This is a genomic window from Actinomyces sp. AC-20-1, from assembly GCF_023369555.1.
GTDB lineage: Bacteria > Actinomycetota > Actinomycetes > Actinomycetales > Actinomycetaceae > Actinomyces.
The window spans coordinates 11720-24556 of sequence record NZ_JACJVC010000001.1 but is presented as its reverse complement, the minus strand read 5'-3'; the positions used below and the strand labels follow the sequence as shown (position 1 = coordinate 24556).

At 73.2% G+C, this 12837-nt stretch carries 11 protein-coding genes; 10 read left to right on the top strand and 1 reads right to left on the bottom strand.

Annotation, left to right across the window (positions count from 1 at the left end):
• Window positions 1-159 precede the first annotated feature (159 nt).
• The 9 genes from H6X67_RS00115 (at window position 160) to leuA (ending at window position 10696) form a co-directional block, all read left to right on the top strand.
• Window positions 160-882, top strand: a complete 723-nt coding sequence (locus H6X67_RS00115) for an ABC transporter ATP-binding protein (protein ID WP_396121316.1) — start codon at window positions 160-162, stop codon at window positions 880-882.
• Window positions 879-1625 carry an ABC transporter permease gene (locus tag H6X67_RS00110; RefSeq protein WP_249367169.1) on the top strand — a complete coding sequence of 249 codons (747 nt, stop codon included), beginning with the start codon at window positions 879-881 and terminating at the stop codon, window positions 1623-1625. Before H6X67_RS00115 ends, H6X67_RS00110 begins: the two co-directional genes overlap by 4 nt.
• An 84-nt stretch (window positions 1626-1709) precedes the next feature.
• Complete coding sequence (locus H6X67_RS00105) at window positions 1710-2579, top strand: EamA family transporter (RefSeq protein ID WP_249367170.1); 870 nt, start codon at window positions 1710-1712, stop codon at window positions 2577-2579.
• Window positions 2580-2652: 73 nt separating this feature from the next.
• A complete protein-coding gene (locus tag H6X67_RS00100; RefSeq protein WP_249367171.1) occupies window positions 2653-3807 on the top strand; it encodes a PhoH family protein in 1155 nt (384 codons plus the stop codon).
• The gene (ybeY, locus tag H6X67_RS00095) at window positions 3804-4262 is read left to right on the top strand and encodes an rRNA maturation RNase YbeY (RefSeq protein WP_249367172.1); all 459 of its coding nucleotides are present in this window, start codon (window positions 3804-3806) and stop codon (window positions 4260-4262) included. The genes H6X67_RS00100 and ybeY overlap by 4 nt, the downstream gene beginning before the upstream one ends.
• On the top strand, window positions 4259-5536 hold the full coding sequence (locus H6X67_RS00090) for a hemolysin family protein (RefSeq protein ID WP_249367173.1): 1278 nt from the start codon (window positions 4259-4261) through the stop codon (window positions 5534-5536). The genes ybeY and H6X67_RS00090 overlap by 4 nt, the downstream gene beginning before the upstream one ends.
• A 129-nt stretch (window positions 5537-5665) precedes the next feature.
• Complete coding sequence (era, locus tag H6X67_RS00085; RefSeq protein WP_249367174.1) at window positions 5666-6775, top strand: GTPase Era; 1110 nt, start codon at window positions 5666-5668, stop codon at window positions 6773-6775.
• Window positions 6776-6790: 15 nt separating this feature from the next.
• A complete protein-coding gene (locus H6X67_RS00080; RefSeq protein WP_249367175.1) occupies window positions 6791-8662 on the top strand; it encodes an alpha/beta hydrolase family protein in 1872 nt (623 codons plus the stop codon).
• A 255-nt stretch (window positions 8663-8917) separates the two neighbouring features.
• Window positions 8918-10696 carry a 2-isopropylmalate synthase gene (gene leuA, locus H6X67_RS00075; RefSeq protein ID WP_249367176.1) on the top strand — a complete coding sequence of 593 codons (1779 nt, stop codon included), beginning with the start codon at window positions 8918-8920 and terminating at the stop codon, window positions 10694-10696.
• Between the two features lie 139 nt (window positions 10697-10835).
• On the opposite strand, the gene H6X67_RS00070 is transcribed toward leuA, so the two are convergent.
• Window positions 10836-11867 carry a type IV toxin-antitoxin system AbiEi family antitoxin gene (locus tag H6X67_RS00070; RefSeq protein WP_249367177.1) on the bottom strand — a complete coding sequence of 344 codons (1032 nt, stop codon included), beginning with the start codon at window positions 11865-11867 and terminating at the stop codon, window positions 10836-10838.
• A 220-nt stretch (window positions 11868-12087) separates the two neighbouring features.
• Between H6X67_RS00070 and recO the strand changes: the two genes are divergently transcribed.
• Window positions 12088-12837, top strand: coding sequence for a DNA repair protein RecO (gene recO, locus H6X67_RS00065; protein WP_249367178.1), 750 nt, complete (start codon window positions 12088-12090; stop codon window positions 12835-12837).

Below are 12837 nucleotides of genomic sequence, written 5' to 3'. Positions count from 1 at the left end.
CCGCCCTATATTCATCGCATGATGAAAAGTCGTCGGGGACACACCGCCTCGACCACCCCGGCACCCCACCGGCCCGCTCCCTACACCTCGGCCCAGCCGCACGACGACGTCCACGAGGCCGGCACCACCCTGCCCGTCGTCGAGGTCCGCGACCTGCGTGTGGCCCGCGGCGGAAAGGAGATCATCCACGGCCTGGACCTCACCCTCGACCCCGGCACCGTCACCGGCCTGCTCGGCCCCTCCGGCTGCGGCAAGACCACCCTCATGCGCACCCTCGTCGGCGTCCAGCGCTACCGCGGCCGCGTCACCGTCCTCGGCGCCGAGCCCGGGCGCCCGGCCGTGCGCGCACGCGTGAGCCACATGACGCAAGGGGCCTCCGTCTACCGCGACCTCACCGGACGACAGAACGTCTCCTACTTCGCCCGCCTCGCCGGCACCCGGGCCCGCAACGTCGAGGAGGTCATGTCCGACGTCGGGCTCAGCGACCTCATCGACCGGCCCGTGTCCACCTACTCCGGCGGCGAGGCCAACCGTGTGAGCCTGGCCTGCGCGCTCGTCGCCGACCCCGACCTGCTCGTCATGGACGAGCCCACCGTCGGCCTCGACCCCCTCACCCGCGAGGACCTGTGGCGGACCTTCCAGGACATGGCCCGGCGCGGCACCACCATCCTCGTCTCCAGCCACGTCATGGACGAGGCCTTCCGCTGCGACCGGGTCCTGCTCATGCGCGACGGCCACCTGCTGGCCTCCACCACCGCGGCCGACCTCCTCGCCGAGACAGGAGAGCCCACCATCGACGCCGCCTTCCTCGCCGTCATTATCCGTGCCCGCAGTGCCCCCGCGCCCGGGGCCCCTGGAACCCCCGTGGAGGCCTCACGATGAGCCCGCGCACCTACCTCGCCAGCACCGCCCGCATCCTCGCCCAGCTGCGCGCCGACCGGCGCACCGTCGCCCTCATCGTCGCCGTCCCCTCGGTCCTGCTCACCCTCCTGTACCTCGTCTACGCCGACTCCCCGGGCGCCGACGCCCTGTTCAACCGCGTCGCCGTGGCGATGATGGCGATCCTGCCCATGACCGTCCTGTTCCTCGTCACCTCCGTGGCCATGCTGCGCGAGCGCGTGAGCGGCACCCTCGAGCGCCTGTGGACCACGCCCACCCACCGGGCCGACGTCCTCTTCGGCTACGCCACCGCCTTCGTCGCCACCGCGCTCGTCCAGAGCCTCGTCCTGTGCGCCGTGGCCGGCTGGGGCCTCGACGTCACGGTGGAGGCGGGCTGGGGGTGGGTGCTGCTGCTCGCCCTCGCCACCGGCTTCGTCGGCGTGTGCATGGGCCTGCTGGTCTCCGCCTTCGCCCGCAGCGAGTTCCAGGCCGTGCAGTTCATGCCGGTCGTCATCGCCCCGCAGCTGTTCCTGTGCGGCCTGCTCGTGCCCCGTGAGGACATGCCCCGCCTGCTGGAGGTCATCGGCGACGCCCTGCCCATGAGCTGGGCGGTCGACGCCGTGACCGAGGTCGCGACCTCGCCTGAGGTCTCCACGCACTACGCCGGCAGGCTGGCGCTCCTGCTGGCTTTCGGCGTCCTCGCGCTCACCGCTGCCGCGCTCACCGTCCCGCGCCGCACCCGCTGACCGGCCGGCGCCACCGCCCAGGCCCCACCCACCGGGAGCCCGGGCACCTGCCGCGCGACGCCGGGGCAGGGCTAGGGTCGCCTCATGTGGGTCCTCCTCGCCTGTGGCTCCGCACTGTTCGCCGGCCTCACCTCCATCCTGGCCAAGCAGGGCATCCGCACCACCGACTCCACTGTGGCCATGGCGCTGCGGACCGTCGTCGTGCTGGTGGGCGCCTGGGCCATGGTGCTCGTCGTCGGCTCGCAGGACGGGCTGGCGCACCTGGACGCCCGCAGCACCGGCCTGCTGGTGCTCTCGGGGCTCACCACCGGCGCCTCCTGGCTGTGCTACTTCAAGGCGCTCCAGCTCGGCAGCGTGAGCAAGGTGGTGCCGTTCGACAAGCTGAGCACCGTGCTCACCGTGCTGCTTGCCCTCATCCTCCTGGGGGAGCGGGTCAGCGCCGTCGGCGCCCTCGGCATCGTCCTCATGACGGCGGGGACACTGCTCATGCTCGACGCCGACGACCTGCGGGGCCTGCCCCGGGCCCTGCGCGAGGGCGGCGGCTGGCTGGCCCACGCGGTCGGCTCGGCCCTCTTCGCCGCGCTCACCGCGGTCCTGTCCAAGGCCGGCATCGTCGGGGTCGACTCGACCCTGGGCACCGCGATCCGCACGGGGGTCGTCCTGGTCATGGCCTGGGCGCTGGTTGCCCTCAGCGGGCGGCTGCGCGAGGCGCGCCGCGTCCCGCGCGACGAGCTCGGCCTCATCCTCGCCTCCGGGGCCGCCACCTGCGCCTCCTGGCTCTGCTACCACCGCGCCCTGCAGGACGGGCCCGCCAGCGTCGTCGTCCCCATCGACAAGCTGAGCGTCCTCGTCACCGTCGCCTTCTCCGTCCTCGTCCTGCGCGAGGCCCTCAGCAGGCGCTACCTCGCGGGGCTGACCCTGCTGGTCGGCGGCACCCTCGCCATGCTCGCCTGAGCGGGCCGGCGCCCGTCGCCGACCTCCGCCGTCCGCCACCGCCCTCCGCCGTGCCCGGTAGCATGTGCCCACGATGACGAACCCGCCCATCAGCCCAGTAGCCGACCCGACGGCGATCACCTCCCGCAGCCCCCGGACCGCAGCGACCGCACCTCGTGCAGCGCACGAGGACGTCACCCGCAGCCTCGTGCTGCCCGGCGACCTCGCCCCCGTGGCCCTGCTCGGCGCCCACGACGAGGTGCTGCGCGCCATCGAGCGAGGCTTCCCCGACGTGCGCATCCACGTGCGCGGCACCGGCGTGTCCGTCACCGGCGAGCCCGCCCGCGTCGACATGGTCGTCCTGCTCCTGTCCGAGCTCATCGACGTCGCCCGCGCCGGCACCCCCCTGACCGCCGACGCCGTCGAGAGGGCCATCGGCCTGCTGGACGCCGCCGCCCGCCCCACCGAGGTCCTCACCGACGATGTCCTCACCACGCACGGCCGCTCCATCCGCCCCAAGTCCCTCGGGCAGAAGGCCTACACCGACGCCATCGAGGCCTCCACGATCACCTTCGGCATCGGCCCCGCCGGCACCGGCAAGACCTACCTGGCCATGGCCAAGGCCGTCGACGCCCTCGCCCGGCGCCGCGTCTCACGCATCATCCTCACCCGCCCGGCCGTCGAGGCGGGGGAGAACCTGGGCTTCCTGCCCGGCTCCCTCACCGACAAGATCGACCCCTACCTGCGGCCCCTCTACGACGCCCTGCACGACATGCTCGAGCCCGACGCGCTGCCCCGCCTCATGGCCGCCGGCACCATCGAGGTCGCGCCCCTGGCCTACATGCGCGGGCGCACCCTCAACGACGCCTTCGTCATCCTCGACGAGGCCCAGAACACGAGCCCCGAGCAGATGAAGATGTTCCTCACCCGCCTCGGCTTCGGCTCCAAGATGGTCGTCACCGGCGACGTCTCCCAGATCGACCTGCCGGGCGGGCGCCCCTCCGGCCTCGTGCTCGTGCGCCGCATCCTCGAGGGCGTGGACGACATCAGCTTCTGCGAGCTCGGCAGCGCCGATGTCGTGCGCCACCGCCTCGTGGGACGCATCATCGACGCCTACGCCCAGCACGACGCCGAGCGGGCCGCCTCCGAGGCGCACACGGGTGAGGACCGCCGCCCCCGCGCCACGGCCGCCCGCCGCGGGCGCACCCCCCAGGACTTCCGCACCGCCACAGGGAGGACCAGCGCATGAGCACCGAGGTCAACAACGAGACCGAGGTCGAGGTCGACCTCACCGAGTTCGCCGCCATCGCCGAGCACGTCCTGCGCCACATGCACGTCAGCCCCCGCGCCGAGCTCAACATCATCTTCATCGACCCCGAGCCGATGGAGGAGCTGCACGTGCGCTGGCTGGACCTGCCCGGCCCCACGGACGTCATGAGCTTCCCCATGGACGAGCTGCGCCCCGGCACCGACGAGTCCGAGACCCCCGCCGGCACGCTCGGCGACGTCGTCATCTGCCCGCAGGTCGCCGCCCGTCAGGCCCTCGAGGCCGGGCACTCCACTGCCGAGGAGATGCTGCTGCTCACCGTCCACGGCATCCTCCACCTCCTGGGCTACGACCACGCCGAGCCCGAGGAGAAGAAGGAGATGTTCGACCTCCAGCGCACCCTCCTGCTCACCTTCCTCGCGGAGCGAGGCGCATGAGCGCCACCCCCGTCGCGCTCCTGCTCGTCGCCGCCGTCCTCACCCTGTCCTGCGGCGCCTTGCTGTCCGCCGGGGAGGCCGCGCTCACCCGCATCACCCGGGCCGCGGCCGAGGACCTCGTGGAGGAGGGGCGCCGGGGTGCCGGGCGCGTCCTCGACCTCGCCGGCCGGCGCAGCCGGGTCCTGGCCTCCGTCGGCGCGGTGCGCGTGGGCGTCGACATGCTCGCCGCGATCCTGCTCACCCTGGCCGTCTCCGGCCTCATCGGGCCCTGGTGGGCCGTCCTGGCGGTCTCCGTGGCCGCCAACGCCGTCCTGCTCGGTCTCGTCGTCGGCATCTCCCCGCGCTCGGTGGGGCGCCGCAACCCGAGCGGCACGCTGCTCGTCCTCGCCGGTCTCCTGGGCCGTGTCGACGCTCTCGGCGCGCCCTGGCGCTGGTTCGAGGAGCGCTTCGGACGCGCCTCCACCCTCACCGACGCCGAGGCCCTGGCCGAGGTCACCGAGGACCTGCGCGAGATGATCGACGAGATTGGCGAGGCCGAGTCCATCGAGGACGAGGACCGCGAGATGCTGCGCAGCGTCGTCGCGCTCGGCCAGACCCTCGTGCGCGAGGTCATGGTCCCGCGCACGGACATGGTCACCATCGACGTCGACGAGCCCGCCGGCGCCGCCATGCGCCTGTTCACCCTCTCCGGCTACTCGCGTGTGCCCGTCGTGGGGGAGGACGCCGACGACGTGCGCGGCATCGTCTACCTCAAGGACGTCCTGCGCCGCCTGTCCGACCACCCCGAGCACGCCGAGCGCCCCGTCCTCGGCTTCGTGCGCGAGGTCACCTGGGTGCCTGAGACCAAGGCCGCCGACGACCTCCTGCGCGAGATGCAGACCGGCCACGTCCACATGGTGCTCGCCGTGGACGAGTACGGCGGCACCGCCGGCCTCGTGACCATGGAGGACCTGCTCGAGGAGGTCGTCGGCGAGCTCCAGGACGAGCACGACCACGCCGAGCCCGAGGTCGAGGACCTCGGTCAGGGCACCTACCGCGTGCCCGCCCGCCTCGGTCTGGACGACCTGGGCGCGCTCTTCGACCTGGAGATCGACGACGACGACGTCGACACCGCCGGCGGTCTGCTCACCAAGGCCATCGGCCGCGTCCCCCTGCCCGGCGCCACCGGCCGCACGCAGGGGCTCCGGCTCGTCGCCGACGAGGCCACCGGCCGCCGCCGCCAGGTCACGAGCCTCATCGTCAGCCGGGACGAGCAGGGCCGTGAGGACCGCTGAGGACCCCTTCGGGCCACTGAGGACGCTGCCGAGGCGGTCGCGCCGGCTGCCCGCAAGTGCGGCTACGATCGCAGACGCGGCACCCGCCGCACGAGTAGGCCCACGGGCCCGGACCACCTAGGAGAACCCATGACGGACGCCCCCTTCCGCTTCCCCAGCGACGACGAGCTCATGGCCGGGCCCAACGCCTTCGACGAGGCCGAGCAGGCAGGGGAGTCTGAGGAGCCCGGGCAGGCCGAGCCGGTCCGGGACGGGCAGGCCGAGCCCGACGACGACGCCCTGCCCGCCTCCGCCCGCGTCGCGGTCACCGTCCCCGAGGTTCCCGAGGGCTACCGTGCCGGCTTCGCCTGCCTCGTCGGCCGCCCCAACGCCGGCAAGTCCACCCTCACCAACGCCATGGTCGGCCAGAAGGTCGCCATCACCTCCGGGCGCCCCCAGACCACCCGCCACAACGTGCGCGGCGTCGTCCACCGCGACGACGCCCAGCTCGTCCTCGTCGACACCCCCGGCCTCCACCGGCCCAGGACCCTGCTGGGCAAGCGCCTCAACGACCTCGTGCGCGAGACCCTGTCCGACGTCGACGTCATCGTCTTCTGCGTGCCCGCCGACGAGAAGGTCGGCCCCGGGGACCGCTTCATCGCACGCGACCTCGCGGACGCCCGCCGCCCCGTCGTCGCTGTCGTCACCAAGGCGGACACCGTCAGCCGCGAGGCCCTGGCCGCCCAGCTCCTCGCCGTCAACGACCTGGGCGACTGGGCCGACGTCGTTCCCGTCTCCGCCCGGCGCGGCGAGCAGGTCGACGTCCTCGAGGACGTCCTCATCGGCCACCTACCGCCCTCCCCGCCCCTCTACCCGACCGGTGAGGTCACCGACGAGCCCCAGGCCGTCATGATCGCCGAGCTCGTGCGCGAGGCCGCCCTCGAGGGCGTGCGCGACGAGCTGCCCCACTCCCTGGCCGTCGTCGTCGACGAGATCGTCGACCCCCGCACGGACCGCACCGGCTCGCGCGTCAAGGGCACCGGAGGCCGGTTGCAGGTGCGGGTGAGCCTCGTCGTCGAGCGGGACTCGCAGAAGGCCATCATGATCGGCAAGGGGGGCTCGCGCCTGAAGGAGATCGGTGTCGTCTCCCGCAAGGGGATCCAGAAGCTGCTCGGCCGCCCCGTCTACCTCGACCTGCACGTGCGCACCTCCAAGGACTGGCAGTCCGACCCGAAGGCGCTCGCCAGGCTCGGCTTCTGAGCCCGGTCACCTCCCGTGGGAGCCCAGGAGCGCGATCGCAGGCGCAGCGAGCGTGAGCGCAGGCGGCTCGAGCGCGCCAAGCGCCGCGAGGCCCGGCGCGCCGACCCGGCCCACCCCAGCCGCCGCGAGCTCGCCGCCGCGATCACCTGGCTGCGCGTCGTCCCCCGGCGCGCCTGGGCCCTGCTCGCGCGCCTGTGGCGTGAGGAGCGAGCCCGCCTCGCCGTCATGGGCGCCGGTGTGCTCGTCGCCGTCCTCGTCCTGGCCCTGGTCGGCGCCGGGCAGGCCGAGATCGTCGGGATCGTCACCACGGTGGCCCTGGGCGCGCTCGTCCTCGCCGTCTCCTGGGACCACCGCACGGCCGGGGCCGTCGTCGTCACGGTCCTCGCCCTGTCACTGCTGGGCTCCCTCGCCGGGCCCCGGTGGTCCCCTCAGCCGGCGCAGGACGCGCTCGTGCCCTCCACCACCGACACGCGCATCGGGGGCCCGGTCGCCACCGTCGACGTCGGCACCTACGACATCCGCGCCACCGAGGTGAGCCTGCCGCAGGAGGACGGCACGAGGGTCGACGCCCTGCTGCGCCAGCCCCTGGGCGAGGACGGCGAGCCCCTGACGGGCACCCTCGGCGTCGTCTTCATGCACGGCGCCGGCACCCACACCTGGCGCGGCTTCCGTGAGCAGGCCGAGGCCCTCACCAGCGCCGGCGCCACCACCCTCGTGCCGGACAAGCCCACCCAGGACTACACGCTCACCGAGCGCGACTACGAGCTCATGGCGGACAACTACGCGCACTCCATCGACTACCTGCGCGCCCTGCCCACCGTCGAGGCCGACGGCGTCGGCGTCTACGCGGAGTCCGAGGGAGGTTTCCCCGGTGTCGTCACCGCCGGGCGCGACCCGGACCTCGCCTTCCTCGTGCTCGCCAGCGCCCCCGTCGTCCAGCTGCGCCAGCAGGCGACCTACGCCGCCGGCACCTACCTGAGCAACGTCGGGGTGCCCGAGCCCCTGCTCACGGCCGTGGCCCGCCTGCTGGGCACGCGCGAGCTGCCGGGCGGCGCCTTCCGCTACGCCGACTTCGACGCCACCTCCTACCAGCAGCGCATCACCGCGCCCGTGCTCATGCTCTACGGCACCGCGGACTCCTCCATGCCCCTCGTCCAGGGGCCCGCGACCATCTGGCGCGACATCCAGGCCGCCGGCAACACGCGGCTGACCGTGCGCTACTACGCCGGCGCCAACCACGGCCTCAAGCTCGGCCACAGCACCGACGGCGCCCTCGCCCCCGGAGTGGCCCGCGACCTCGCCCGCTGGGTCACGGGGCTGCCGGCCACCGCCTCCGCCGAGCCGCACGTCGCCGGGGCGACCCCCGTCCAGGACTTCTGGGCCCAGGCACCCGGCCGCGCCCGCTGGTACGCCTCCGGTGACCTCATGCTCGCCGGCATCCTCACCGGCCTGGGCCTGCTGGCGGCCTCCGGGGCCGGCTGGGCGCTGGGCCAGCTGCCCAGGCTCGTGGGCCGGCGGGGCATGCACCTGCCCGACCCCGTGGGACGCTGGACCGGGGCCCTGGCCCTGGCCGTCCTGGCCTCCTGGGTCCTCTACCTCGCCTACGTCGGGATGGTGGCGCGCCTGGCCCTGTCCTACTCCTCCAACCCGTGGGTCTCCTACGGCGGGTGGCTGGCCGCCCAGCTGACGGCGCTGCTCGCCGTCGTCATCCTCGTCAAGCTCGTCGGGCGGATCCGCCTCGTGCGCGGGCACGTGCGCCACGGCCGCGACGAGGGCGGGCGCTGGCTCACCCTGCCCTCGGCCGCGGTGCTGACCAGCGCGGTGACGGGCTCGGTGCTGCTCCTGGCCGCGCTGGCCTACTGGGGGCTGTTCCCCATGCTCGGCTGAGTCCCGGCTGAGCGGCGGGGCGCCGCCGCGTGCGCACGGACGGCGGGTGCCCACCAGGCGTCCACACAGTGACGCACCCTGCGCGCACAGGCGGATCGCGGTAACGTCGCACCCGTGCGAGCGACCATGAGCCTGCTGCTTAGTCGCCGCGGCGGGGCCTGACCAGGCCGGCGACCCGACCGCGGCTGATCCGTGCTGCCGGCCCCGGGCGCGCCCTCGTGCCGCCCGCTCGCCACACCGCCCAGGAGAAGACCCATGCGCACCGCACGCCCTGCCCCCCAGCAGCCCTCCGGCATGCCCTACACCAAGTACGTGCCCTTCCAGGACACCGTCCTCACCGACCTGCCCGACCGCACCTGGCCCACCAAGCGCCTCACGCGCGCGCCCCGCTGGCTGTCCACCGACCTGCGCGACGGCAACCAGTCCCTCATCGAGCCCATGGGGCCCGAGGCCAAGCGCGCCCTGTTCGACCTGCTCGTGCGCATCGGCTTCAAGGAGATCGAGATCGGCTTCCCCGCCGCCTCCCAGACCGACTTCGACTTCGTGCGCTCCCTCGTCGAGGACGACGCCATCCCCGAGGACGTGACGATCAGCGTCCTCACCCAGTCCCGCGAGGACCTCATCGACCGCACCCTCGACGCCTGCGTCGGCATCCCGCGCGCCACCGTCCACCTGTACAACGCCCTGTCCCCGCTGTTCCGCGAGGTCGTCTTCCGCATGGGCCGGGACGACGTGCGCGAGCTCGCCGTCGACGGCACCCGCATGGTCATGGCCCGTGCCGAGAAGGTCCTCACCGATGACACCGTCTTCGGCTTCGAGTACTCCCCGGAGATCTTCGTCGACACCGAGCGCGACTACACCCTCGAGGTCTGCGAGGCCGTCATGGACGTGTGGCAGCCGCAGGACGGGCGCGAGATCATCCTCAACCTGCCCGCCACCGTCGAGCGCGCCACCCCCAACGTGTACGCGGACCAGATCGAGTGGATGAGCCGCAACCTCTCGCGCCGCGAGGCCATCGCCCTGTCCCTGCACAACCACAACGACCGGGGCTCGGGCGTGGCCGCCGCCGAGCTCGGCCTGCTCGCCGGCGCCGACCGGGTCGAGGGCTGCCTCTTCGGGCACGGCGAGCGCACCGGCAACGTCGACCTCGTCACCCTCGCCCTCAACCTCTTCAGCCAGGGCGTCGACCCCATGCTCGACCTGTCGGACATCGACGAGGTCCGCCGCGTCGTCGAGACCTCCACCCAGATGGGCGTGCCCCCGCGCACCCCCTACGCCGGCGAGCTCGTCTACACCTCCTTCTCCGGCTCCCACCAGGACGCCATCAAGAAGGGCTTCGCCGCCCGGGCCGAGGCGGTCGCCGCCAAGCGGGCCGAGGGCCTCGACGGCGAGGCCGCCGAGACCGCGGTGCCCTGGTCGATGCCCTACCTGCCCATCGACCCGCACGACGTCGGCCGCTCCTACGAGGCCGTCGTGCGCGTCAACTCCCAGTCCGGCAAGGGCGGCGTGTCCTACCTGCTCAAGCAGAGGCACAACCTCGACCTGCCCCGCCGGCTCCAGATCGAGTTCTCCCGCATCATCCAGCGGCACACGGACACCTACGGCGGCGAGATCGACGCGGCGGCCATGTGGACGATCTTCACCGACGAGTACCTGCCCGCCCGCTCCGAGCCCGGCTCGGGGCTCGAGCCCTGGGGCCGCTTCGAGCTCAAGGGCGCGACGCTGACCTCCGCCGGCGACGAGGACTCGATCCTCACGGTCACGGTGCGCGACAGCGGCGAGCGCCGGCTGCTGACCGCCTCCGGCAACGGCCCGCTCGACGCCTTCGTCACCGCCCTGGAGCAGACGGGCGTGAGCGTGCGCATCCTCGACTACGTCGAGCACGCGCTGAGCGAGGGCCGCGACGCGCGCGCCGCCTCCTACGTCGAGTGCGAGGTCAATGGCCAGGTCCTGTGGGGCGTCGGCATCGACCCGTCGATCACGACCTCCTCCTTCAAGGCCGTCATCTCCGCCGTCAACCGCGCCCTGCGCTGACGTCCCCCGTCCCCTCCGGCTCACGCCCCACACCCGCCCAACTCCTCGGTTTGCGCTCGAATGTACGGCCAGCTTCCAGGGAGCTCGCGCGCGAACCGAGGAGTTCGGGGCGGGGTGCAGGAGGAGGGGCTCCGGCGCGTCACACCCACAGGTCGTGGTGCTCGGTCCGCTTCCTGCGGCTGACGACGGCGAGCGGCATGATCTCCTGCATACGGCCGACCATCCGCTCCGGGTCGCGCACCTCCTCCCAGCCGAAGCGGTGCACCCGCCACCCGGCCCGGGCCAGCCGGAGCTCACGCGACTTCTCCTGACGGACGTCATCCGCCTCCTGCATCTTGTCGAGCCCGTCGAACTCCCATCCGGTGCGCAGCCTGTCGAAGCCGAGGTCCAGGAAGTACTCGTAGCCGTCGACCTCGACACGTCGTTGGCACACGGCGGCCGGCAGCCCGGCCGCCGCGGCGCCCCAACGGATGACGCTCTCGCCCGGGGACTCTGCGAGCGGGTCCGTCAGTGACAGCGCCGTGCGCGCCCGGCACGCGCCCCGGCGCGGCCCCTGGCGCTCCACGCCGTCGCGCAGGAGGGCGACGGCGTCGCCGATGGGAGTTGACGTCGTCGCCTCCCGTGTCCAGCGGTCCGGACGGCAGACCATGCGCAGGGCGGAGTCGATGATCGGAAGCGACTCGCGCACCGGCAGGTCGAAGGCGCAGTCGAGCGCCGTGCGCAATGGCGTCGTCACGTACATGCCGTTGACGGTCGTGATCTCGTCGTCGTCGGGCATCACCAGGGACCGGTGGATGACGACGAGCCGGCAGGGGCGCTCTCCGACGCGCACGCGGGGCATGGGCAGGCGGGCACGGCGGCGTATGGACGTCACGGCCAGACGTATGTCGGGCTCGCGCCGGATCGTGGACAGCCCGAGGACCGCCGCCGCGGCCTCGTGCGTGAGCGCGCGGGCGGAGGGAACCTGGTGCAGCGCCGCCGCGCAGCGCGCGAGCGTCACCTGCTGCTGCGCGCGCCAGAAGGGCAGGTCATCAGGGCGGGTCATGTAGGTGCCCCAGCCCACGCGGACGAGCTCGGGGTGGGAGCCGAGGTCTCTGACCGTCTTCTCCGAGGTGAAGCGGATGGACGGTAGTGGAGGAGGGCTAGGGTAGTGCTGAGACGGTGAGGTCATGGCGCAAGGTTGTGGAGGCCGCTGAGGCTGCGCCACTGACGGCCCCGAGCCTGTCGACAACTCGTCCCCGGGGTGGTGCGAGGAGACCCTGTGGAGCCCCGGATGCCCCTCGCCACCTCTCCAGATCCTCGGTTTGCGCTCGAAACCACGGGGATCTCCCAGGGAGTTCGGACGCAAACCGAGGAGGTGGGTGGGGGTGGGGGCGTGAGAGACTGCGCGCGTGCCCAGCAAGCTCTACCGCGACGAGGCCCTCGTCCTGCGCACCTACACGCTGGGCGAGGCCGACCGCATCATCGTCATGCTCACGCGCGCCCACGGGCAGGTCCGCGCCGTCGCCAAGGGCGTGCGCCGCACCACCTCCCGCTTCGGAGCCCGCCTCGAGCCCTTCTCCATGGTCGATGCCCAGCTCCACGCCGGCCGCAGCCTCGACGTCGTCACCCAGGTGGAGACCATCGAGCCCTTCGCGCGGGGCATCACCGGCGACTACGCCGTCTTCACCTGCGCCTCCACCATGGTCGAGACCGCCGAGCGCCTCACCGAGGACGACGGCGACCTCGGCACCACCGAGGCGGCCCAGCAGTTCCTCCTCCTGTACGGAGCCCTCTTCGCCCTCAGCCGCCGCCGGCACGCCCCCGGCCTGGTCCTCGACTCCTACCTGCTGCGCGCCCTCGCCCTGGCCGGCTGGGCCCCCTCCTGCTTCGAGTGCGCCCGGTGCGGCGAGCCCGGCCCCCACACGGCCTTCCACGTCCAGGCCGGTGGCGCCGTGTGCTCCTCGTGCCGCCCCGCGGGCAGCGTCGAGGTCGAGCCGGGCACCATGGTGCTCCTCGGCGCCCTGCTGTCAGGGGACTGGCCGGTGGCGGAGCGCTCCACCGCCCGCGAGCGCGCCCAGGCCTCCGGCCTGGTCTCGGCATACTTGACCTGGCACCTGGAGCGCCGCCTGCGCTCCCTCTCCCTCGTCGAAAGGGGCTGA